The organism is Vibrio superstes, from assembly GCF_003569005.1.
Lineage (GTDB): Bacteria > Pseudomonadota > Gammaproteobacteria > Enterobacterales > Vibrionaceae > Vibrio > Vibrio superstes.
This window is the reverse complement of record NZ_BCUR01000004.1, coordinates 731803-751969: the sequence shown is the minus strand read 5'-3', so window position 1 is coordinate 751969 and position 20167 is coordinate 731803. Positions and strand designations below refer to the sequence as shown.

General features: G+C 45.5%; 16 protein-coding genes, 15 tRNA genes and 1 pseudogene. 30 read left to right on the top strand and 2 right to left on the bottom strand.

Features of this window, described 5'->3' with window-relative positions:
• The first annotated feature begins 60 nt into the window (after positions 1-60).
• The 20 genes from lolB (at position 61) to D5I41_RS11400 (ending at position 6848) form a co-directional block, all read left to right on the top strand.
• Positions 61-681 (top strand): lipoprotein insertase outer membrane protein LolB, encoded by a 621-nt coding sequence (gene lolB / locus D5I41_RS11495; protein ID WP_235868903.1) that lies wholly within the window; start codon positions 61-63, stop codon positions 679-681.
• A complete protein-coding gene (gene ispE, locus D5I41_RS11490) occupies positions 678-1547 on the top strand; it encodes a 4-(cytidine 5'-diphospho)-2-C-methyl-D-erythritol kinase (protein WP_119009892.1) in 870 nt (289 codons plus the stop codon). Before lolB ends, ispE begins: the two co-directional genes overlap by 4 nt.
• A 26-nt stretch (positions 1548-1573) precedes the next feature.
• The gene (locus D5I41_RS11485) at positions 1574-2521 is read left to right on the top strand and encodes a ribose-phosphate pyrophosphokinase (protein WP_017027129.1); all 948 of its coding nucleotides are present in this window, start codon (positions 1574-1576) and stop codon (positions 2519-2521) included.
• A 148-nt stretch (positions 2522-2669) separates the two neighbouring features.
• On the top strand, positions 2670-3260 hold the full coding sequence (pth, locus tag D5I41_RS11480) for an aminoacyl-tRNA hydrolase (protein WP_119009891.1): 591 nt from the start codon (positions 2670-2672) through the stop codon (positions 3258-3260).
• 10 nt (positions 3261-3270) lie between these two features.
• Complete coding sequence (ychF, locus tag D5I41_RS11475) at positions 3271-4362, top strand: redox-regulated ATPase YchF (protein WP_119009890.1); 1092 nt, start codon at positions 3271-3273, stop codon at positions 4360-4362.
• A gap of 417 nt (positions 4363-4779) precedes the next feature.
• Positions 4780-4856, top strand: a tRNA-Met gene (locus D5I41_RS11470).
• A gap of 40 nt (positions 4857-4896) precedes the next feature.
• Positions 4897-4981, top strand: a tRNA-Leu gene (locus tag D5I41_RS11465).
• A gap of 8 nt (positions 4982-4989) precedes the next feature.
• Positions 4990-5064 (top strand) — tRNA-Gln (locus tag D5I41_RS11460).
• An 80-nt stretch (positions 5065-5144) separates the two neighbouring features.
• Positions 5145-5221, top strand: a tRNA-Met gene (locus tag D5I41_RS11455).
• Positions 5222-5294: 73 nt separating this feature from the next.
• Positions 5295-5379: transfer RNA gene (locus D5I41_RS11450), tRNA-Leu, on the top strand.
• Positions 5380-5414: 35 nt separating this feature from the next.
• Positions 5415-5489: transfer RNA gene (locus D5I41_RS11445), tRNA-Gln, on the top strand.
• 154 nt (positions 5490-5643) lie between these two features.
• Positions 5644-5728 (top strand) — tRNA-Leu (locus D5I41_RS11440).
• Positions 5729-5763: 35 nt separating this feature from the next.
• Positions 5764-5838, top strand: a tRNA-Gln gene (locus D5I41_RS11435).
• Between the two features lie 102 nt (positions 5839-5940).
• Positions 5941-6025 (top strand) — tRNA-Leu (locus tag D5I41_RS11430).
• A gap of 38 nt (positions 6026-6063) precedes the next feature.
• Positions 6064-6140, top strand: a tRNA-Met gene (locus D5I41_RS11425).
• A gap of 52 nt (positions 6141-6192) precedes the next feature.
• Positions 6193-6277: transfer RNA gene (locus D5I41_RS11420), tRNA-Leu, on the top strand.
• A gap of 34 nt (positions 6278-6311) precedes the next feature.
• Positions 6312-6386, top strand: a tRNA-Gln gene (locus D5I41_RS11415).
• Positions 6387-6488: 102 nt separating this feature from the next.
• A tRNA-Leu gene (locus D5I41_RS11410) sits at positions 6489-6573 on the top strand.
• A gap of 34 nt (positions 6574-6607) precedes the next feature.
• Positions 6608-6682 (top strand) — tRNA-Gln (locus tag D5I41_RS11405).
• Positions 6683-6763: 81 nt separating this feature from the next.
• Positions 6764-6848 (top strand) — tRNA-Leu (locus tag D5I41_RS11400).
• 118 nt (positions 6849-6966) lie between these two features.
• On the opposite strand, the gene D5I41_RS11395 is transcribed toward D5I41_RS11400, so the two are convergent.
• The gene (locus D5I41_RS11395) at positions 6967-8124 is read right to left on the bottom strand and encodes an FAD-dependent oxidoreductase (RefSeq protein ID WP_119009889.1); all 1158 of its coding nucleotides are present in this window, start codon (positions 8122-8124) and stop codon (positions 6967-6969) included.
• Positions 8125-8454: 330 nt separating this feature from the next.
• Between D5I41_RS11395 and miaB the strand changes: the two genes are divergently transcribed.
• From miaB to lnt, 5 genes are all read left to right on the top strand, one after another.
• Positions 8455-9879: a tRNA (N6-isopentenyl adenosine(37)-C2)-methylthiotransferase MiaB gene (miaB, locus tag D5I41_RS11390; RefSeq protein WP_017243014.1), complete on the top strand. Its 1425-nt coding sequence runs from the start codon at positions 8455-8457 to the stop codon at positions 9877-9879.
• Positions 9880-9967: 88 nt separating this feature from the next.
• A complete protein-coding gene (locus tag D5I41_RS11385; protein WP_119009888.1) occupies positions 9968-11074 on the top strand; it encodes a PhoH family protein in 1107 nt (368 codons plus the stop codon).
• Complete coding sequence (ybeY, locus tag D5I41_RS11380) at positions 11074-11538, top strand: rRNA maturation RNase YbeY (protein ID WP_119009887.1); 465 nt, start codon at positions 11074-11076, stop codon at positions 11536-11538. The genes D5I41_RS11385 and ybeY overlap by 1 nt, the downstream gene beginning before the upstream one ends.
• Before the next feature lie 60 nt (positions 11539-11598).
• Entirely contained in the window at positions 11599-12495 is an 897-nt protein-coding gene (gene corC / locus D5I41_RS11375) for a CNNM family magnesium/cobalt transport protein CorC (protein ID WP_119009886.1), read from the top strand.
• Positions 12496-12550: 55 nt separating this feature from the next.
• Entirely contained in the window at positions 12551-14077 is a 1527-nt protein-coding gene (gene lnt / locus D5I41_RS11370) for an apolipoprotein N-acyltransferase (RefSeq protein ID WP_162892826.1), read from the top strand.
• A gap of 82 nt (positions 14078-14159) precedes the next feature.
• On the opposite strand, the gene D5I41_RS11365 is transcribed toward lnt, so the two are convergent.
• On the bottom strand, positions 14160-14630 hold the full coding sequence (locus D5I41_RS11365; protein WP_119009884.1) for a zinc ribbon-containing protein: 471 nt from the start codon (positions 14628-14630) through the stop codon (positions 14160-14162).
• A gap of 144 nt (positions 14631-14774) precedes the next feature.
• On the opposite strand from D5I41_RS11365, the gene leuS reads away from it, so the two are divergent.
• The 5 genes and pseudogenes from leuS to rlmH all read left to right on the top strand — a co-directional run bounded on the left by leuS (position 14775) and on the right by rlmH (position 20163).
• On the top strand, positions 14775-17348 hold the full coding sequence (gene leuS, locus D5I41_RS11360) for a leucine--tRNA ligase (RefSeq protein ID WP_119009883.1): 2574 nt from the start codon (positions 14775-14777) through the stop codon (positions 17346-17348).
• 132 nt (positions 17349-17480) lie between these two features.
• Positions 17481-18143 (top strand): annotated as a pseudogene (locus tag D5I41_RS21425) (LPS-assembly lipoprotein LptE); the annotation flags it as partial.
• Positions 18144-18305: 162 nt separating this feature from the next.
• Positions 18306-19316, top strand: a complete 1011-nt coding sequence (holA, locus tag D5I41_RS11350) for a DNA polymerase III subunit delta (RefSeq protein ID WP_119009881.1) — start codon at positions 18306-18308, stop codon at positions 19314-19316.
• A 55-nt stretch (positions 19317-19371) separates the two neighbouring features.
• A complete protein-coding gene (gene rsfS / locus D5I41_RS11345) occupies positions 19372-19689 on the top strand; it encodes a ribosome silencing factor (RefSeq protein ID WP_017029165.1) in 318 nt (105 codons plus the stop codon).
• 3 nt (positions 19690-19692) lie between these two features.
• Entirely contained in the window at positions 19693-20163 is a 471-nt protein-coding gene (gene rlmH, locus D5I41_RS11340; RefSeq protein ID WP_017029164.1) for a 23S rRNA (pseudouridine(1915)-N(3))-methyltransferase RlmH, read from the top strand.
• Positions 20164-20167 lie beyond the last annotated feature (4 nt).

Genomic DNA, 20167 nt, shown 5'->3' with positions numbered 1-20167 from the left:
GAGGCTTTATTGTATCATTGGCACAAACCTTGAATCAGAACTCTCATTCTTGCCATGCAAATGACTCAAATATCCTTTTTTTCTAAATGGTTGGTTAGGTTTACACCAATTGTTTTGGTCTTACTTCTGTTTGGCTGTGAAACCACACAGCACATGCCTACGCACAGTGTCGAATATCAAGACCATCAGCAAAAACTGTCCGCTCTGACTCATTTTCGCATCACAGGAAAGCTTGGCTATATAGACCCAACTCAGCGCCAAAGCCTAAATTTCCACTGGAAACAATCTCCTGAAAAGAGTGAACTGCGCCTATCTACCTTTTTAGGTAAGACTGTATTGAACCTTGTGATTGATGATGAAGGGGCAAAGGTGACCGACATTGATGGCAATCGTTACTTTGACAAAGATGCCGACCTACTTTTCTATCAGCTGACGGGCATGCGTCTACCTATCGTTTATATGCAAGACTGGATTAAAGGACAGCCTACCGCGGCTGATAACTTCCAAGTGGCCGACAACGGTACATTGCTTTCGCTTCAGCAAACTCGTGGTGAGCAAATCTGGTTGATGGACTATAAAGGCTATCAAGAAAGCGAAGATGTTATTCTACCTAATAGAATGACCCTCTCTCGCGAGCCAATTAAGTTGAACATTGCTGTTAGCAAGTGGGAGATCCAATGATAACCACACCAACCACTTGGCCTTCTCCTGCCAAACTTAATCTTTTTCTCTACATTACGGGTCGTCGTGCCAATGGCTACCACGAACTGCAAACCTTATTCCAGTTCATTAACTTTGGCGATGAACTCAGCATTACGGCTAACGATAGCGGAAAAATTACGGTGACCCCTGAGCTTACGGGTGTGCCACTGGAGCAAAACCTAATCTGGAAAGCGGCTGCAGCCTTACAAGCGCACGCAAAATGCAAGTTCGGCGCTGATATTCATATAAAGAAAGTATTACCTATGGGGGGCGGCATTGGTGGAGGTTCTTCAAATGCTGCAACGACTTTAGTGGCTCTTAACTATTTATGGGATCTGAACATTCCTCTGCCACAATTAGCAGATATTGGATTAAGCTTAGGTGCTGATGTTCCGGTATTTGTGCAAGGCTTTGCCGCCTTTGCAGAGGGTGTCGGGGAGAATTTGACCCAAGTGACTCCTGCAGAAAAGTGGTATTTAGTGGTGAGACCGGACGTTAGCATCGCCACTGTAGATATTTTTACCCATCCAGATCTGACGCGAGACACCAAAAAACGTGGCTGGAATGAACTAGATAGCAGTCCTTACGAAAACGATTGCGAAAAAATAGTGCGTTTACTGTACCCAGAGGTTGATAAGCAACTTTCATGGCTGTTACAATACGCGCCGTCAAGATTGACGGGGACAGGATCTTGCGTTTTTGCTGAGTTTGATACTCAACATGAAGCGGAAACCATATTAAGACAACTCCCTGAAAATACAACAGCATTTGTTGCACAAGGAAACAATATTTCTCCTTTGCACCTGACATTGGCGCAGTTTACTGCCCAAACACTACCCAATTAACTGGACGCAACCTTGAGGTTTCCACCGTGCCTGATATGAAGCTATTTGCTGGTAACGCAACACCTGAACTAGCCCAACGCATTGCTGATCGCCTATACATTTCTCTAGGTGATGCTACTGTAGACCGTTTTTCTGACGGCGAAGTCGCTGTACAAATTAATGAAAACGTTCGTGGTAGCGATGTATTTATCATCCAATCAACGTGCGCACCTACCAATGACAATCTAATGGAATTGGTGGTAATGATCGACGCTATGCGTCGTGCTTCTGCTGGCCGTATTACAGCTGTAATCCCTTACTTCGGCTATGCTCGCCAAGATCGCCGAGTGCGTTCTGCTCGTGTGCCAATCACGGCTAAAGTAGTCGCTGACTTCTTGTCTAACGTTGGTGTTGACCGCGTTCTAACTATCGACCTACACGCTGAACAAATTCAAGGTTTCTTCGACGTGCCGGTAGACAACATCTTCGGTACTCCAGTACTACTCGAAGACATGGCAAACCGTGGCCTAGAAGATCCTGTTGTTGTTTCTCCAGATCTTGGTGGTGTTGTACGTGCTCGTGCTACTGCTAAAGCGCTTGGTGACATCGACATCGCTATCGTAGATAAGCGTCGTCCACGTGCTAACGTTTCAGAAGTAATGAACCTAATCGGTGATGTTGAAGGTCGCGACTGCGTGATCGTTGATGACATGATTGATACTGGTGGCACTCTGTGTAAGGCTGCTGAAGCTCTTAAAGAGCGCGGCGCTAAGCGTGTATTTGCTTACGCAACTCACGCAGTGTTCTCTGGCAATGCAGCTAAGAACATCAAAAACTCTGTGCTTGACCAAGTGATCATCACTGACTCAATCACATTGAGCAAAGAGATGGCAGCAACAGGTAAGGTTACTCAGCTAACTCTATCTAGCATGCTTGCTGAAGCTATTCGTCGCATCAGCAACGAAGAGTCAATCTCAGCGATGTTCAGCCACTAATTGTTGCTAACATCGGGTTCCATTGAACCTAAATAACTTTGAAAATCCCGGTACTTATTAATAAGCACCGGGATTTTTTACTCTTAGCCGCGTTGCGTGCTATCATATCGCGCTTTTTATTGTCACCTACATTTACGAGAGTCAAATCTTGAGCCAAGAAATCAAATTACTTGTCGGTCTGGCGAATCCGGGTCCGGAATACGCTAAAACACGTCACAATGCAGGCGCTTGGGTCGTCGAAGAATTAGCTCGCGTACACAATGTGACACTAAAAAATGAGCCAAAGTTTTTTGGTTTCACCGGAAGAATCTTGGCAAATGGTCACGACCTACGCTTGTTGATCCCGACCACCTTTATGAATCTATCTGGTAAATCTGTTGCGGCATTAGCCAAGTTTTATCAGATTAAACCTGAAGAGATAATGATCGCACACGATGAACTAGACTTACCTCCGGGCGTCGGCAAGTTCAAGAAAGGTGGCGGTCACGGTGGCCACAATGGATTAAAAGACTCCATTAGCAAACTAGGCAATAACAAAGAATTTTATCGACTACGCATCGGCATCGGCCACCCTGGTCATAAAGACCGCGTAGCTGGCTATGTATTAGGCAAAGCTCCAGCTAAAGAGCAAGAATGCCTTGAAGCCGTAGTCGACGAGTCCGTACGCAGTTTAGATATATTGCTAAAAGACGGTTTAACTAAAGCACAAAATCGCTTACACACGTTCAAAGCAGAATAAGGTTTTAATCATGGGTTTTAAATGTGGCATCGTTGGTCTTCCAAACGTTGGTAAATCAACTCTTTTCAATGCTCTAACTAAAGCAGGTATCGAGGCGGCTAACTTCCCGTTCTGTACCATCGAACCAAACACAGGTGTGGTTCCTGTGCCAGATCTACGATTAGACGCTCTTGCTGAAATCGTAAATCCACAAAAGATCCTGCCTACTACTATGGAATTTGTGGATATTGCAGGTCTGGTAGCGGGTGCATCTCGTGGTGAAGGTCTAGGCAACAAATTCCTAGCTAACATCCGTGAAACTGATGCTATTGGTCACGTTGTTCGCTGTTTTGAAGACGAAAACATCGTTCACGTATCAGGTAAAGTATCGCCAATCGAAGACATTGAGGTGATCAACCTTGAGCTAGCGATGGCCGATTTAGATAGCTGTGAGCGTGCAATTTTCCGTAATACTAAAAAAGCGAAAGGTGGTGATCAAGACGCCAAATTTGAGCTTGCTGTATTAGAAAAGCTTCTTCCTATCCTTACTGAAGGCGGCATGGCTCGTACTATTGAGCTAAGCAAAGAAGAACACGCGGCTATCGGTTACCTAAACTTCCTAACCCTAAAGCCAACCATGTACATCGCTAACGTTGCGGAAGATGGTTTTGAAGATAACCAGTATCTTGATGCTGTTCGTGAGTTTGCTGAAAAAGAGAACAACGTAGTCGTTCCTGTTTGTGCTGCAATCGAATCTGAAATGGCGGAACTGGATGAAGAAGACCGTGCTGAATTCCTTGCTGATATGGGCATCGAAGAACCTGGTCTAAACCGTGTTATTCGTTCAGGTTATGATCTTCTTACTCTGCAAACTTACTTCACTGCAGGTGTTAAAGAGGTTCGCGCTTGGACTATTCCTATTGGCGCAACGGCTCCTCAATCTGCAGGTAAGATCCACACTGACTTTGAGAAAGGCTTCATCCGTGCTGAAGTGGTTGGTTACGATGATTTTATCCAGTTTAAGGGTGAAAGCGGTGCTAAAGATGCAGGTAAATGGCGTCTAGAAGGTAAAGACTACATCGTTAAAGATGGGGATGTTATTCATTTCCGCTTCAACGTTTAATCAAGTTTATCGTCGCTAGAATGAGTTTACTCTGCGTCGGATTTGCTCACATACACCTGTATGCTGCGCGAACCCTCCTTGATTAAACCCACTCTAGCTTAGCTAAACATTGATTAAGCTTTGATTGGAAAGATCGCTTCGGCGGTCTTTTTTGTCTTGCGTTCATAGTAAAACTTTCTAAACACTTAGCTAGCCATCCTCCAACTACCTCACAAATCACTCAAGTTCTGTTGTCTGTTTGTGTTTAATTCTTAATGCATTTTTGAATAAAAACGGGGCGCTTTGTTTAAAAAAAGTTCGAACGCGCTATAAGTGACAAAATCTTCAAAAAAACTATTGACGGTTTCCGGGGATATACGCATAATGCGCTCCGTTCTCGACACTGTCTGACAGTATTGAGAAAGACAATATGGTAATGGCTACTTAGCTCAGCTGGTTAGAGCACATCACTCATAATGATGGGGTCGCAGGTTCAAATCCCGCAGTAGCCACCATTTCCTAAATGCTTTCTTTTTGAGAGTTATTAGGAAATATGCGGAAGTGGCGGAATTGGTAGACGCACCAGATTTAGGTTCTGGCGCCGCAAGGTGTGAGAGTTCAAGTCTCTCCTTCCGCACCATATTTAGTTGGGCTATCGCCAAGCGGTAAGGCACCGGCTTTTGATGCCGGCATTCCCTGGTTCGAATCCAGGTAGCCCAGCCACATTTTATTTCGTGATTTTATTAAAAAATCATTGGAAATAAAGCGAGATTAGTTTATTCTCTCTCGCTCAAAATTAAAGTGGCTACTTAGCTCAGCTGGTTAGAGCACATCACTCATAATGATGGGGTCGCAGGTTCAAATCCCGCAGTAGCCACCATATACAACGTCTGGTTGATTTTACCAATCATCGACCAAGACTAAACTCTTGCTTAGAGATAAAACAAAGCGATGCGGAAGTGGCGGAATTGGTAGACGCACCAGATTTAGGTTCTGGCGCCGCAAGGTGTGAGAGTTCAAGTCTCTCCTTCCGCACCATTATTTAAAGATAGAGTTCATAGAACTTTCTCTGTTGGGCTATCGCCAAGCGGTAAGGCACCGGCTTTTGATGCCGGCATTCCCTGGTTCGAATCCAGGTAGCCCAGCCACTAATACAAGGGTGAGACAAAGCATTTGATGCCTCGTTATTCCCCCTGGTTCGGCTCTAAGTAGCCCAGCCACTATTTAAGTGGTAGCTCTTAATAAAAGAGTACACAACGTCTAGTTGATTCACCAATCATCGACTAAGACCACAAGATTGATGCGGAAGTGGCGGAATTGGTAGACGCACCAGATTTAGGTTCTGGCGCCGCAAGGTGTGAGAGTTCAAGTCTCTCCTTCCGCACCATTATTCAAAGATTGAGTTCGTAGAACTTTCTCTGTTGGGCTATCGCCAAGCGGTAAGGCACTGGCTTTTGATGCCAGCATTCCCTGGTTCGAATCCAGGTAGCCCAGCCACTATTTAAGTGGTAGCTCTTAATAAAAGAGCACACAACGTCTAGTTGATTCACCAATCATCGACTAAGACTAAACTCTTGCTTAGAGATAAAACAAAGCGATGCGGAAGTGGCGGAATTGGTAGACGCACCAGATTTAGGTTCTGGCGCCGCAAGGTGTGAGAGTTCAAGTCTCTCCTTCCGCACCATATTTAGTTTAGAGATTACGTTATCTCTAAAACAGAGTGGCTACTTAGCTCAGCTGGTTAGAGCACATCACTCATAATGATGGGGTCGCAGGTTCAAATCCCGCAGTAGCCACCATTTACAACGTCTAGTTGATTTACCAATCATCGACTAAGACCACAAGATTGTTGCGGAAGTGGCGGAATTGGTAGACGCACCAGATTTAGGTTCTGGCGCCGCAAGGTGTGAGAGTTCAAGTCTCTCCTTCCGCACCATTATTTAAGATATGTTCTTATGAACTATCTCTGTTGGGCTATCGCCAAGCGGTAAGGCACTGGCTTTTGATGCCAGCATTCCCTGGTTCGAATCCAGGTAGCCCAGCCACTATTAAAATGTGATTGTTTTCAACAATCATTACAACGTCTAGTTGATTCACCAATCATTGACTAAGACTACACTCTTTGCTTAGAGATAAAATAAAGCGATGCGGAAGTGGCGGAATTGGTAGACGCACCAGATTTAGGTTCTGGCGCCGCAAGGTGTGAGAGTTCAAGTCTCTCCTTCCGCACCATTATTTAAGATTGAGTTCGTAGAACTTTCTCTGTTGGGCTATCGCCAAGCGGTAAGGCACTGGCTTTTGATGCCAGCATTCCCTGGTTCGAATCCAGGTAGCCCAGCCACTATTAAAATGTGATTGTTTTCAACAATCATTACAACGTCTAGTTGATTCACCAATCATCGACTAAGACTACAGAATTGATGCGGAAGTGGCGGAATTGGTAGACGCACCAGATTTAGGTTCTGGCGCCGCAAGGTGTGAGAGTTCAAGTCTCTCCTTCCGCACCATCATATAGAGAACCCGTCTTTTAGACGGGTTTTTTATTGCCTGTAGAAAAGTCACACCACATAAAAAAGGGCGCAGATAATATCATGCTATCTGCGCCCTTTCCGTTAATTAGAGACTCTATAACCCTAAGGCATACTTCAATGCTTGATGCTTGAGGGGACCTGCACTATCAGCCAGCTTTAGCCCAACATTTCTTAGCATCTTTACTGGCCCTAGATTATTGCTAAAGCCCACATAGAATACATCCATAGCCGTTTGCATTATCAAGTTATCTGTTTTTCTTAGTTGCTGATATTGTTCAAGATTATCCAAAGAATAATCACCACCACTCAGTGTTGTCAGTAATGCGGTAACATCTTTAAAACCTAGATTAACGCCCTGCCCCGCCAAAGGATTGATCGTATGGGCGGAGTCTCCTACCAAAACAACCCCTTCTTTACAGTAGTGCTGGGCATGACGACGTTTCAAAGGAAATGAAGCAGAATCTTTTACCGTTACATTGCCAACTCTCTTAGGGAAGCATCGCTCTATCTCAGCTTGTAACTCTGCAACACTTAATTGAGCAAGTTGCTTAATGCGCTGCGGTGAGTCGTACCAAACTAGACAAGCTTTGCCCTCGCCCATCGGCAAGTACGACCTTGGGCCACTAGGCGTAAACCACTGCCAAGTCACATCGACATCAAGGCAATCTGTATCCACATTGATCAGCATACAATCTTGTCGGTAATCCCACGCTGTCACGCCAATTCCAGCGATTTGTCTCACCTTTGAGTTTGCACCATCCGCTCCAACCACTAATCTGGCGCTCAACACATCCCCAGACGACAACTCTAGGTGCTTACCCTGTTCATTTGTCGTCATACTCACTAAAGAGTCTGGACAGTAAAAGGTTACGTTCGAGTCATCGCTCAGAGCCTCCCAAATCCCCAACTGCAAAACACGATTCTCAACCATATAACCCAGCAGAGGCAAATCAAGATCAGCCGCATCAAAGCGTGTATAGCAATTTTCAAGCTCCCAGGTTTCTAGGCCTGAGTAGGGAAACACTCTCTTACTTTGGATATGGGGCCAAGCACCCTGCTGCTTTAGAAGATCAACGGAGCTTTTTGATATGGCAGAGATTCGGATATCCAAGTCTTGAGAAGGTTCAAAAGACTTGGGTTGGTAACCCTCGACAATCGCAACTCGTTTACCTTGCTTTGCCAATCCGAGCGCTGTTGCGGCTCCAACCATGCCTCCACCTATCACTGCTACATCAAAATGCATGTGTGCCACCCTTTATCCTTAAATAACATTTGTTTATGCCTATTGATTAATTGTACTTAAAAGCGATCAGCAATGCCTGTACGACAGCTCAAATTATTCATGCTCTAATCTCTCTCCCTTAAGTTTATTTGTTGTTACCTCCCCTGTTTTGATTAAATCTATAAAAAAGCAGCTCAATACAAACAATGCCTTACCCTACAACGGATGAAATTTAAGCTTGAAAGCTAGTCATAGCCTCATTTAGTCAGTACAATACGCGGCTCTCCACGACTATGCGTGGTGAAATACTGAGCAATATAGCCAGTTGAAAAGTGATTAATTAACACGAGTGTGAATGCAATGAGTAAGAAACTTCTGATCAAAACCTGGGGTTGCCAGATGAACGAATACGATTCATCAAAGATGGCTGACCTGCTTAATGCCGCCAACGGATTTGAGCTAACAGAAGATCCTAAAGAAGCGGATGTATTACTACTAAACACCTGCTCTATTCGTGAAAAAGCACAAGAAAAAGTGTTCCACCAGCTTGGCCGCTGGAAAACTTTAAAGGACACTAAACCAGGCGTAGTCATCGGTGTTGGTGGTTGTGTTGCGACTCAAGAAGGCGACCATATTCGTCAACGTGCACCTTACGTTGATGTTATCTTTGGTCCACAAACACTGCACCGTCTTCCAGAGATGATCAAACAATCTCAAAGCGATGATGCCCCTGTAATGGATATCTCTTTCCCTGAGATCGAGAAGTTTGACAACTTACCTGAGCCTCGCGCTGAAGGTGCAACAGCGTTCGTTTCCATTATGGAAGGCTGTTCTAAATACTGCACATACTGTGTTGTACCCTACACTCGTGGTGAAGAAGTTAGCCGTCCGATGGACGATGTTCTATTTGAAATCGCACAACTTGCTGAGCAAGGTGTACGCGAAGTCAACCTTCTTGGCCAAAACGTAAACGCATACCGTGGTCCAACGTACGATGGTGACATCTGTTCGTTTGCAAATCTACTGCGCCTAGTAGCATCAATTGATGGTATTGACCGCATTCGCTTTACAACAAGCCACCCGCTTGAGTTTACTGATGACATCATTGCAGTATACGAAGACACTCCAGAGCTAGTTAGCTTCTTGCACCTACCTGTGCAAAGCGGTTCAGACCGTATCCTAACTATGATGAAGCGCCCTCATACCGCAATCGAATACAAGTCGATTATTCGTAAACTGCGTAAAGCTCGTCCTGATATCCAGATCAGCTCAGACTTCATTGTTGGCTTCCCTGGTGAATCTGACCAAGACTTCCAAGACACAATGAAGATCATCCGTGACGTTGATTTTGATATGAGCTTCAGCTTTGTCTTCTCTCCTCGCCCTGGTACGCCAGCAGCAGATTACCCATGTGATCTGACAGAACAAGAGAAGAAAGAGCGTTTGTACGAGCTACAGCAAACGGTTAACGCACAAGCGATGCGTTACTCTCGTCAAATGCTAGGCACAGTGCAACGCGTACTTGTAGAGGGGCCATCGAAGAAAGATCTGATGGAGCTTCGCGCACGTACAGAAAACAACCGCGTAGTAAACTTTGAAGGTAATGCTGACCTAATTGGCCAATTCGTTGATGTGAAAATCACAGACGTGTTCGCTAACTCTTTACGTGGCGAACTTGTTCGCACAGAATCAGAAATGGACCTTCGTATCGCTGTCTCTCCAACTGAGATGATGACTAAGACACGCAAGGAAGATGAATTAGGTGTAGCGACATTTACACCTTAAAGTAACATACAGCTATACTGAAAGGGTTCACGAGGACTCTTCAAGAACTCTTCGAGGACTCTTTCAGTACAGCAAATGCGAGGCACCATTGAGCAATAAAATTGTTACCCTAGAGATCGATCTAGAACCAGCAAATAATCACCGTCTTTCTAGCCTTTGTGGCCCTTTTGATGACAACATCAAGCACCTAGAACGCCGCCTTGGCGTTGAAATCAACTATCGAGGTAACCACTTCTCCATCGTGGGTCAACCTCATTCCGCCTCTGCGGCTCTCGATATCGTCAAAAGACTTTACGTTCAAACTGCGCCCGTTCGCGGCAATATCCCTGATATCGAGCCAGAACAAATCCATCTAGAAGTGAAAGAAAGTGGCGTCCTTGAGCAGGCAGCCGAAGCTGAATTCTCTCACGGTAAAGAAGTGTTTATTAAGACCAAAAAGGGTGTGATTAAACCTCGCACGCCAAATCAGGCCCAATACCTGATGAACATGGTCACTCATGACATCACCTTTGGTGTCGGCCCCGCTGGTACGGGTAAAACCTACCTAGCCGTTGCAGCTGCCGTCGACGCACTTGAGCGCCAAGAGATCAGACGTATCTTATTGACTCGCCCTGCGGTAGAAGCCGGTGAAAAACTGGGTTTCTTGCCTGGCGATCTCAGCCAAAAGGTCGACCCTTACCTTCGCCCTCTTTATGATGCACTGTTTGAAATGTTAGGTTTTGAGCGTGTTGAAAAGTTGATTGAACGTAATGTAATCGAAGTTGCGCCTCTTGCCTATATGCGTGGCCGTACTTTGAACGACGCATTTATTATTTTGGATGAGAGCCAGAACACCACCATCGAGCAGATGAAGATGTTCTTAACGCGTATCGGCTTTAACTCGCGTGCTGTTATCACAGGTGACGTTACCCAAATAGATTTACCTCGTGGTGCTAAATCTGGCTTACGCCACGCTATCGAAGTACTTTCTGAAGTGGACGATATCAGCTTCAACTTCTTCTTAGCCGATGATGTCGTGCGACACCCTGTGGTAGCACGTATCGTTAACGCCTATGAGAAGTGGGAAGTTCAAGACCAAAAAGAAAAGAAAGCGATTGAACAACGTCGTCGTCAAGAACGCGAAGAGCGTGAAGCTAAACTTGTCGCTGACGCTGCACTTCAAACTCAGCAACAATCACAACTTGTGAGTAAATAATGGCCATTTACCTGGACCTACAACTGGCTGTTGAAGACAGCAGCCAGTTACCTTCAGAACAAGATTTTCAGTCTTGGCTTGAATACACGTTAACGCAGTTTCAACCTGACTCAGAACTCACTATTCGTATAGTGGACTCTGAAGAGAGCCACCAGCTTAATAACGACTACCGTGGCAAAGACAAACCAACCAACGTGTTGTCTTTCCCATTTGAAGCTCCACCCGGCGTAGAAATAAATTTGTTAGGGGATCTTGTCATTTGCAAGCAAGTGGTTGAAGATGAAGCCGTTGCGCAGCAAAAACCTCTGACTGCACATTGGGCTCATATGGTGGTACACGGCAGCTTACACCTGCTTGGCTACGACCATATTCAGGACGAAGAAGCCGAAGAGATGGAATCTCTAGAAACTGAAATTATGCAAGGGTTAGGTTTTGACGATCCTTACCTTGCAGAAAAGCAGTAATCCCAATATAAAGATACAGTGAGCTATTACACATTTGATAGCGTTAACCATTGAGAAGCAATGAACAGCGAAGACAACTCGTCCTCTAAAGAGGGCTCAAAGGAAAAATCAGAAGGTCCGAGTAGGAAATCCTTCTTCGAACGTCTAGGTCAACTTTTCCAAGTAGACCCTAAAGACCGCCAAGAACTCGTCGATGTCATCCGTGATTCGGAAGAAAACGACCTAATCGACCATGACACTCGAGATATGCTTGAGGGTGTGATGGAAATTGCTGAGCAGAAAGTTCGTGACATCATGATCCCTCGCTCGCAAATGGTTACGGTAGAAAGCACTGACGACCTTGATGCGCTCATCAATCTTATCACTGACGCACAACACTCCCGTTACCCTGTTATCAGCGAGGACAAGGACCACGTTGAAGGTATTTTGCTGGCTAAAGACCTGTTGAAATATCTAGGCTCGGAAAGTGCCCCCTTCGATATCGAGCAAGTCATACGCCCCGCAGTGGTTGTTCCAGAAAGTAAGCGAGTCGATCGTCTACTTAAGGAGTTCCGCGAAGAGCGTTACCATATGGCAATTGTGGTCGATGAATTTGGTGGTGTATCTGGCCTGATCACTATCGAGGATATTCTTGAAGAGATCGTTGGTGAGATTGAAGATGAGTTTGACGACGAAGAAGAATTAGAGATCCGCCAGCTCAGCAAACATACATTTGCTGTCAGGGCTCTAACGACTATCGAAGAATTTAATGATACCTTTGACACTAACTTCAGCGATGAAGAAGTGGATACCGTAGGTGGTCTGGTCATGACCCAATTTGGTCATCTACCTAGTCGAGGCGAAATCGTCGAGATCGGAGCGTATAGCTTCAAGGTCACGTCAGCAGATAATCGCCGTATTATTCAACTTCAGGTTACCGTCCCAGACAGAGAGTCTGAGAAAGAGAGTGGCGAATAATACGCTTACTCTCGGACGAGGTATAACCCTCTAGAGAAACAGACTCAATACTAAGATGAAATCATTGATGACTCATCGCCTAATGCGGCCGCTTGCGGCCGCTTTTGTTGGCGCTAGTACAACTTTTTCCTTCGCCCCATTTCAAATTTGGCCTCTGGCTCTGCTCAGCCCATTGCTGTTGCTTCTCTTATTGAAGGGACAGTCAACTCGCTCTTCTGCCTTAATAGGTTATCTGTGGGGCATAGGGCTGTTTGCCACAGGCATCAGTTGGGTGCACGTCAGTATAGATACCTTTGGTGGGATGCCAAAAGCCGCCAGTGTGCTGTTAATGGCGTTACTGGTTGGTTACCTCTCAATCTACTCAGCGCTGTTTGCCGCCCTATTCACGCGATTTAACGGAAACAAACACTGGTTTAATGCCTTACTTGTCACCCCAGCATTATGGCTAATCTGTGATTGGTTACGTGGCTGGGCACTAACAGGCTTCCCTTGGCTTTTACTCGGTTACACACAGATAGACTCACCACTGGCCGGATTGGCCCCTATCGGCGGTGTAGACTTGATTAGCATGTGGGTAATGGCGATATCGAGTAGCTTAGCCATGATTATTACTCGCCGAGCTTGGAAGCAGCTGTGGATTCCTGTCGCACTGTTTGCCGTCGCAGGGTTAACGCATTTTATCAACTGGGTAGCCCCTGACGAAAGTCGAGCACAAACAGTAGCACTGATTCAGGGCAATGTTCAGCAAGAGACAAAGTGGCTACCAAGCCAGCGCTGGCCAACGCTAATGAAGTATATGGACCATACTCGCCAAAACTGGGATGCGGATATTATTATCTGGCCTGAGGCAGCAATACCCGCGTTCGAAGACGAAGTCACCTCTTTCATGAGCAATCTCGATAAGGCAGCTCGCCAGAACAATTCAGCGGTAATAACTGGGGTCCTTACTCAAGAGGGGCGTCACACCTATTACAACAGCGTCACAACGGTTGGAGTGACACCATCCGGTGAATACAACTACGACACTCAGCCTCGCTACAAAAAGCATCACCTGTTGCCGTTTGGTGAGTTTGTGCCTCTCGAGGACTTTTTAAGACCTCTAGCACCGTTCTTCAATTTACCGATGTCTTCATTTGATCGTGGTGATTATGTGCAAGACAATATTGTTGCCAAAGGCATGCATATGGTGGTAGCGCTATGTTATGAGATTATTTTTGGCCAACAGCTTCGAGATAATATCACCGACGAAACCGACTACATCTTAACCCTATCTAACGATGCTTGGTTCGGTGACTCAATAGGCCCGCTTCAACACATGGCTATTGCTCGCATGAGAGCCTTAGAATTTGGCATGCCAGTGATTCGCGCAACAAACAACGGTGTCACCGCAGTCACTGATTATAAAGGTCATATAACCGCTGATCTTCCACAGTTTGAGGAAGCGGTACTAAGAGCGAAGGTCGTACCAACAAATGGCAAAACCCCTTACGTTCAATTTGGTGGGTTACCTCTAGATATCATGGTTTTCTGCATTATCTTGATTTCACTGCTCATATCTGTGCGAAATCGCTCAAAAAACTAGCCACTAGCGTGAGAATCCAGCCTTTACTAGAGTCTGCTAGTAAAGGCTTGGGCTCAAAGTGACCATACGATTCAGTTTTAGCTTATGGCTTTAAAGGCTGCCTAGAAAACTCATCATGCCCACATTGAGGACACACCTGAATTTCGGTGGCGTGATTGTATTGAGTTCGGTGGCCACATTTTTCACAGATTAATACACCTAAGCCAATAATCTCGCCGGACTTATACACCCCTTGATGCTCAAGATCTTGAAAGAACTCAACCCATTCGACTTTTGTTTTATCGGTAATATCCAATAGAGATTGCCAGACCGTATTTGCAATCATGAGGTAAAAAGGCCCCGATTTGCTCTCTTCAAAGTTATTAGCAAATTCTTGCAGATCCGACTTAACATACGCCGAAACTAAGGCTAATTCGTCTTTGGTCATATCATTGGCAGCCTCTACCACCTTCTCTGAATTAGCAATCACATTATTTATTTCATCTGGGCTGTGTTTTAAGGTTTCTACTACATCGGATAACAGCTCATCATAACCCGCCTGACGTTTTGGCATATGCCCTCCTTTGCCTAATGGCAATTAACATTGCTTAAAGCTTGCTTTGTGGTTGTTGCTTTTAGCTCCTTTAGGTATTCTATGCTGATCTAAAACGAACTGATTTAATCGTTCTCACAGTTTCCAAGAAAATGGATAGCGTCGATGCAAGAACAATACAACCCGCAAGATATTGAACAAAAAGTTCAAAAGCACTGGGACAACAATGAAACCTTTGTTGTAAGTGAAGACCCAAACAAAGAAAAATTCTACTGTCTTTCTATGTTTCCGTACCCTAGTGGTCGTCTACACATGGGCCACGTACGTAACTACACCATTGGTGACGTAGTATCTCGCTTCCAGCGCCTGCAAGGCAAAAACGTGATGCAACCTATTGGTTGGGATGCTTTTGGCCTTCCAGCAGAGAACGCTGCAGTTAAAAACAACACTGCACCGGCTCCTTGGACATACGAAAATATCGAGTACATGAAGAACCAGCTTAAGCTTCTTGGCTTTGGTTACGACTGGAACCGCGAGTTTGCGACTTGTACTCCAGAGTACTACCGTTGGGAGCAAGGCTTCTTTACTAAGCTTTACGAAAAAGGCTTGGTTTACAAGAAAACCTCTTCTGTTAACTGGTGTCCAAACGACCAAACTGTTCTTGCTAACGAGCAGGTTGAAGATGGCTGCTGCTGGCGTTGTGATACTCCAGTAGAGCAAAAAGAGATCCCACAGTGGTTCATTAAGATCACTGAATACGCTCAAGAGCTTCTAGATGATCTAGATAACCTTGATGGCTGGCCTGAAATGGTTAAGACCATGCAGCGCAACTGGATTGGTCGCTCTGAAGGCGTTGAGCTTAAGTTCGATGTTAAGGGTCAACAAGACCTAGAAGTTTACACCACGCGTCCAGATACCCTAATGGGTGTGACTTACGTGGGTATTGCTGCAGGCCACCCTCTAGCGGCAGTCGCTGCAGAGAATAACCCTGCGCTTGCTGAGTTCATCGAAGAGTGCAAAAACAACAAGGTTGCTGAAGCTGAGCTTGCAACAATGGAGAAGAAAGGTATGGCGACTGGCCTTACCGCAATTCATCCATTGAACGGCCGTGAAGTACCTGTATTCGTTGCTAACTTCGTATTAATGGATTACGGCACAGGTGCTGTTATGGCAGTTCCTGCTCACGATCAACGTGACTACGAATTTGCGACAAAATACGGCCTAGACATAGTGCCAGTAATCAAGCCTGTTGACGGCGCTGAGCTAGATATCTCAGAGGTTGCATACACTGAGAAGGGTGTACTGTTTGATTCAGGTGAATTTGATGGCCTTGAGTTCCAGGCAGCGTTTGATGCTATCGCAGCAAAACTAGAAGCCGAAGGCAAAGGCACTAAGACAGTAAACTTCCGTCTACGTGACTGGGGTGTATCTCGTCAGCGTTACTGGGGTGCTCCAATCCCTATGGTAACAACTGAAGACGGTGAAGTTCATCCGGTACCTGCTGACCAGCTACCTGTGATTTTACCTGAAGACGTAGTGATGGATGGCGTAACTAGCCCTATCAAAGCAGACAAAGAATGGGCGAAAACCACATTCAACGGTGAGCCTGCACTTCGTGAAACAGATACCTTTGATACCTTTATGGAATCATCTTGGTATTACGCACGCTACTGTTCACCACAAGCTGACGATATCCTAGACCCAGAAAAAGCAAACTACTGGCTACCTGTAGACCAGTACGTGGGTGGTATCGAGCACGCATGTATGCACCTACTGTACTCTCGCTTCTTCCATAAATTGCTTCGTGATGCAGGCTACGTGACCTCTGATGAGCCGTTCAAACAGCTTCTTTGTCAAGGTATGGTTCTGGCTGACGCCTTCTACCACACCAACGAGAAAGGCACTAAAGAATGGATCGCACCAACGGATGTAACCGTTGAGCGTGATGGTAAAGGTCGCATCGAGAAAGCGGTAGACACTCAAGGTCGTAACGTTGAACACTCAGGCATGATCAAGATGTCTAAGTCGAAGAACAACGGTATTGATCCGCAAGAGATGGTCGACAAGTACGGCGCTGACACAGTACGCCTATTCATGATGTTTGCCTCTCCTGCCGATATGACCCTTGAATGGCAAGAGTCTGGTGTTGAAGGTGCAAACCGCTTCTTGAAGCGTGTTTGGAAACTGGTTCACGCACACTCTTCTAAGGGTACTGCCGAATCTGTTGATGTTGCTGCACTATCAGGTGACCAAAAAGCTCTACGCCGTGATGTTCACAAGACCATTGCTAAAGTGACTGACGATATTGGCCGTCGCCAAACGTTCAACACTGCAATCGCTGCAATCATGGAACTAATGAACAAGCTAGCAAAAGCACCTCAAGAATCTGTTCAAGACCGAGCAATCCTTGATGAGGCACTAAAAGCGGTTGTTCGCATGCTTTACCCTATGACTCCGCATATCTCTTACGAAATGTGGATTGCATTAGGTGAATCAAATGTAGATTCGGCAACATGGCCAACGTTTGATGAAAAAGCGCTAGTTGAAGACGAAAAAACCATCGTTGTTCAAGTAAACGGTAAACTTCGTGCAAAACTAACCGTGGCTGCCGATGCATCGAAAGAGCAAGTTGAAGAACTTGGTCTAAACGATGAGAACGTAGTTAAGTTCATCGAAGATAAAACTGTACGTAAAGTGATCTACGTACCAGGTAAGCTACTGAATATTGTAGCAAACTAATCTACGCTTAAAGCTGAGGGTTACATCATGTAGCCCTCACTTTTCGTTTTTTATCCTGCTTTTTTGTCGCAAACGACCTTGTTTCAGAGAAGCACGATAAGAACCGAACTTCCTTAAGAGAGTATTCTTTTGATGCAAATTGCACGCCTTTCTCATTTACGCCTAGCTATCGCTCTACTTATTGCCTCATTACTGAGCGGCTGTGGTTTTCATTTTCGCGGCAGCTACTTGGTGCCAGAAGAAGTCAGTTCCATGTCTTTGACCAGCTACGATGACTATGCTCAATTCACTCGAGACGTAAAAACTGAACTAAGACAGAATGGCATACAGCTTGTCACTCCAGCGGCGAATGTCACCAATATTCACCTGCTCACCGAGAGTATTGGCGAACGTACCCTCTCCCTATATCAAAACAGCCGTGCAGCGGAAAAAGAACTGACTCTAAGAGCAAACTACCGCGTCGTTGTTCCTGATGTGGGCACACGAACATTCAGCACCCAGGTTAACCGCGTTTATCTCGATAACCCGTTAACCGCACTGGCAAAATCTGTTGAAAGAGACATGATTGAAGATGAGATGCGCAAGCAAGCCGCAAGACAGATTATTCGTCAGCTGGCGCGATTACGCAGCGACCTTGATAACGATGACGGCTCATTTGATACCTTCGTCAATGAAGGTGGCATGATTGAAGACCCTTCTCAAAGAAAAGACGACCAGATTAGCCTGCAGGCTGAATACGAGAAAAACGATCAGGCAACCATACCTGTCGAGCTGCAAACTGCGCCTCCTGCATCATCCGCTTCTGAGGCTGACAGCAACTCTGAAGCCGATAATCCAGAAGCAAGTGTAGAAACCGATTCAGAAGATACGCCTGAAGCAAGTAACTCTGAAGCAAGTAGCACAGAAGAAGACACTGCAGTGGACTCTGAATCTGACATTGCTAAGTAGAGACTAAGCATGCGCATCTTTGCCGACAAGTTGGCCAACACACTACAAAGGCAACTGCACCCAGTGTATTTGCTGTTTGGTGGTGAGCCCCTGCTCATTCAAGAATCTCGAGACCAAATAGAGCACAGAGCCAAATCAGAAGGCTTTAGTGAGGTGTTTCGCTTTTCTATTACAGCTCAAACCGACTGGAATGAGGTCTTTGATGCCTGTAATTCGATGAGTCTATTTGCTGAGAAGAAAATTCTACAGTTAGAACTCCCTGAATCGGGCACCAATCAAGCCATAACCAAAGAGCTACTTAGCCTTCATCAAGTACTCAACCCTGATGTCATTCTGATTGTATCTGGAAATAAGCTAACCAAGGCGCAAGAAAACGCTAAGTGGTTTAAGGCGTTGAATTCCAATGGTCTTTGGGTCAGTTGTCTCACACCCGATATTCATCGACTGCCTCAATTTGTACTCCAACGTTGCCACCAGTTAGGGCTTAAGCCTGATACTGAGGCGGTGCAAATGTTGGCTCAATGGCATGAAGGGAACCTATTGGCGCTGAGTCAGAGTTTAGAGAAGCTTTGTTTACTCTACCCTGACGGAGTACTTACCCTAGTTCGTATAGAATCAGCACTGAGCAGACACAACCACTTTACAGCGTTTAACTGGATTGATGCCATGCTCGAAGGCAAGGCCAAACGTAGCCAACGAATCCTACGTGAATTGCATGGTGAAGGTGTGGAAGCCGTGATCTTGCTACGAACGCTGCAAAAAGAGTTGAATACCTTGATGAGCTACAAACAAGAACTCACAAGCAAAAGCCTACAACAAGTATTTGACCAATACCGCGTTTGGAACAACAAGCGACCGCTTTATACAGCAGCCCTTAACCGCCATACGCCAAAAACACTCTATAGCATGGTATGTACGTTAGCTCAGGCAGAACATACCGTAAAAACCGACTACGACAACAGTGTATGGCCAATACTTACCCAGTTGACACTCGATATGAGCATGCCAAGAAACGCTTAACAGCCACGCATGGTATACTTTTTTGAACCTAAACAAATTTATTAAGGAGCCGGCATTGCAAGGCGAAGCATTAAAAGACTTTTTAGCTGATAAAGCTGACGATATGAAAGCACAAAAGATCGTGACATTGGATGTTCAGGGTAAATCAAGCGTGACTGATTACATGCTGGTTTGCACAGGCACGTCTAAGCGCCACGTATCTTCTATCGCTGATCATATTGCTATTGAAGCAAAAAAGATCGGTATTGAGCCTCTAGGAATGGATGGTGAACTTGAAGGTGAATGGGTTGTCGTAGATATGGGTTCTACTATGGTTCATGTCATGCAAGAAGAACATCGCGAGCTTTACCAACTAGAAAAACTTTGGGGTTAATCAGTGAAGATCCAACTCGTTGCCGTTGGTACTAAAATGCCAAAATGGGTAGAAGAAGGCTTTAATGAGTATAAGCGTCGTTTTCCCAACGATATGCCACTAGAGCTCATTGAAATTACTGCTGGTAAACGAGGCAAGAATGCCGATATTGCACGCATCTTGCAAAAAGAAGGCGAAGCCATGTTGGCTGCGGTACCCAAAGGAAACCGTATTGTGACCTTAGACATTCCAGGTAAGCCTTGGGATACACCACAACTGGCTAAACAGTTGGATCGCTGGAAACTTGACGCTCGAGATGTATCCATCTTAATTGGTGGCCCCGAGGGGTTAGCGCCAGCCTGTAAAGCGGCAGCAGAACAAAGCTGGTCACTCTCTCCTTTGACTCTTCCTCACCCTTTGGTGCGTGTAGTAATGGCAGAGAGTCTTTATCGAGCTTGGAGCGTTAACGCGAACCACCCCTACCATCGTGAGTAACCGA

Excerpts from the sequence above, each read along its gene's own strand:
- ybeY (WP_119009887.1), top strand. The coding sequence starts at position 11,074 with ATGGCCATTTACCTGGACCTACAACTGGCTGTTGAAGACAGCAGCCAG.
- holA (WP_119009881.1), top strand. The coding sequence starts at position 18,306 with ATGCGCATCTTTGCCGACAAGTTGGCCAACACACTACAAAGGCAACTG.
- miaB (WP_017243014.1), top strand. The coding sequence starts at position 8,455 with ATGAGTAAGAAACTTCTGATCAAAACCTGGGGTTGCCAGATGAACGAA.
- lnt (WP_162892826.1), top strand. The coding sequence starts at position 12,551 with ATGAAATCATTGATGACTCATCGCCTAATGCGGCCGCTTGCGGCCGCT.
- corC (WP_119009886.1), top strand. The coding sequence starts at position 11,599 with ATGAACAGCGAAGACAACTCGTCCTCTAAAGAGGGCTCAAAGGAAAAA.
- D5I41_RS11365 (WP_119009884.1), bottom strand. The coding sequence starts at position 14,630 with ATGCCAAAACGTCAGGCGGGTTATGATGAGCTGTTATCCGATGTAGTA.
- ychF (WP_119009890.1), top strand. The coding sequence starts at position 3,271 with ATGGGTTTTAAATGTGGCATCGTTGGTCTTCCAAACGTTGGTAAATCA.
- leuS (WP_119009883.1), top strand. The coding sequence starts at position 14,775 with ATGCAAGAACAATACAACCCGCAAGATATTGAACAAAAAGTTCAAAAG.
- lolB (WP_235868903.1), top strand. The coding sequence starts at position 61 with ATGACTCAAATATCCTTTTTTTCTAAATGGTTGGTTAGGTTTACACCA.
- ispE (WP_119009892.1), top strand. The coding sequence starts at position 678 with ATGATAACCACACCAACCACTTGGCCTTCTCCTGCCAAACTTAATCTT.